The sequence below is a fragment of the Microvirga sp. P4_G7 genome, assembly GCF_056401005.1.
Genome location: NZ_JBFUKD010000789.1, coordinates 1 through 1,542 on the forward strand (window position 1 = coordinate 1; position 1,542 = coordinate 1,542).

The following is a 1,542-nucleotide window of genomic DNA, read 5'->3' on the forward strand; positions in this document are numbered from 1 at the left end:
TGACGAGGATCAGGCTCACCAGCACGAAGGTGACGGAGTTGGCGAAAATGATCGGCGCGTCGCCAATCATCACGCCATAGATCAGCCACAGGCCGACGCCGACGGCAAAGGCACTCTGGGTCACGAGGGAAAGCGACTTCGTATCCTTGGTCCGCAGGGTCTTCAAAGCCTGCGGCAGCCAGCACAAAGTGGTCAGAATGGCGGCGGCAAAGCCGARGATTTCGAGGCCGGACATTGAAGCGTTTTTCGAATCGGGGAAACGAGAGAGCTTTAGCATGCCGCCGCCGGTGGCGCATGAAATTGTGTGACGCCCCTACGTCGGACAGGGGAACCAGCCGCCAAGCTGAACCGAAAGCCCCTTTCGGTGTTTTCCCTGTCAGGACAGACAAAGGGCTTCTCGATGGACATTGCACGCGACAAGATTTGCGACTTCATCACTCGGGTCAAAGCGATCGACGCCAAAGAGGAGATGACCGATCCCGATTCCGGCTCGAACCCCACGGATGACGGCAACCGGGACGTCTTGACCATGGCGTCCGACGATCCGACCGAGGAGGAGCTGCGTGAATTCATCGCCGCCCTGAACGACGACGAGGCGGCCGATATCGTCGCCCTCATCTATATCGGCCGGGGCGACATGGAACCCGAGGAATGGGGCGACGCCGTGAGGCTCGCCAGGGAGCGCATCGCGGTCAGCCGGGTCCAGACCGCCGACTACCTCCTCGGCATCCCCAATCTCGGCGACCTGCTGGACGAAGGTCTGGCGGCGTTTGGCGAGGGTTGCGAATAGAGGAGCGCCGTGTAGGACGCGCCTTTTCATCCGCCGCAGCGGATGGGCAAGGGCATCGCGCGAACGCCAAACAGGGAACATGGGTGGGTTGTAAAAGGCCGCCTGGCTCTTCCCATCTCCCATCGTTTGTACCATATTCGTTCTATGGCCAAAGCACCCAAAAAGCCCAAGCTTTCCACCGGGAAAGCGAGCAAACCTGAACTGAAGCCCCTCGATAGCTACCTGTCGGAACTGCTCAATCCCGCGGTCAATCGGGAGCGCAAGGAGGCGGAGGGATTCGCCGAACGCGCGCAGGAGACGTTCGCTTACGGCGACGTGTCGGACGTCGACCCGGCGCTGGCGGCGAAGATCGGCCTGAGCGAACCGATTGCCGGGGACGCTGAAACTGACAGCGTCGTCGACGATGCGTCGAGCGGCGTCTCCGCCACCGTTCAGGCCTTGACGCGTCTTCTGACCGAAGGCGATCCGCGCTTCAAGAACGGCAAATTATGGGTGCCTCATCGGCCCGAGCGTCCGGAGAAATCCGAAGGCGGCATTCCGTTCAAGATCGTCTCGGAATTCACGCCGGCGGGCGATCAGCCCACAGCGATCGCGGAACTGGTCGACGGGGTCAGGCGGCAGGAGCGCGATCAGGTGCTGCTCGGCGTCACCGGYTCCGGCAAGACCTTCACSATGGCSAAGGTGATCGAGGAAACGCAGCGGCCGGCGCTGATTCTCGCGCCCAACAAGACGCTCGCCGCGCAGCTCTACGG

3 protein-coding genes are annotated in these 1,542 nt (G+C 62.0%); 2 read left to right on the forward strand and 1 reads right to left on the reverse strand.

Annotation, left to right across the window (positions count from 1 at the left end; translation table 11 throughout):
• Positions 1-235: SemiSWEET transporter (locus AC1DT3_RS20680; protein ID WP_477467079.1), on the reverse strand; the 235-nt coding region annotated here is incomplete at its 3' end.
• A 165-nt stretch (positions 236-400) separates the two neighbouring features.
• Here AC1DT3_RS20680 and AC1DT3_RS20685 point away from each other — a divergent pair.
• The gene (locus AC1DT3_RS20685) at positions 401-790 is read left to right on the forward strand and encodes a DUF3775 domain-containing protein (protein WP_477467080.1); all 390 of its coding nucleotides are present in this window, start codon (positions 401-403) and stop codon (positions 788-790) included.
• A gap of 144 nt (positions 791-934) precedes the next feature.
• The coding region (locus AC1DT3_RS20690) for a DEAD/DEAH box helicase family protein (RefSeq protein WP_477467081.1) at positions 935-1,542 on the forward strand (608 nt) is incomplete at its 3' end.